The sequence below is a fragment of the Rhizobium sp. SVR5-9E genome (assembly GCF_056755095.1).
Window position 1 is genome coordinate 1 of sequence record NZ_JBNDHS010000253.1, and the last position, 439, is coordinate 439.

The 439-nt window shown below is 38.0% G+C and carries 1 protein-coding gene; it reads left to right on the forward strand.

All coding sequences use genetic code 11. The annotated features are described in order from the left end of the window. Positions 1-412: hypothetical protein (locus ACPYOJ_RS34670; protein ID WP_481420272.1), on the forward strand; the 412-nt coding region annotated here is incomplete at its 5' end. Between the last annotated feature and the right edge of the window lie 27 nt (positions 413-439).

The window sequence follows — 439 nt, forward strand, 5'->3', positions numbered from 1 at the left end:
GGATAATAATTCAGGAGGTACTGTAACTTCGTTAATTACTCATCCGGTTATTAATAATCTGACGATTATTGGTGCACAAAACGGAACTCAAGGAGCTTTATACGAAAACGGAATTCATATCAGAAGACGTGGAAGCTTGACACTTAATGATGCATTAGTTACCGGATATCCTACAGGTATTCGAGTTGAAGGAACAGGTTCTGCCTTAGCACCACTAAATCTTTCAACGATTTATGCACACGGATTTACCAATGCTACAATAGGAACACCTACGATTGCTAATGTTGCTACGGGATCACCGGCTTCAGTGTTCTTCCTTACAGGAAATCCATTCTTTAATTCAGGTAGCTGGACTATTGCTCCAAGATCATGGAATTATAATGGTGTTTGGACAAAATACAGCGGTTTTTAATCTTTTTTAATATGTTAACAATAGCAG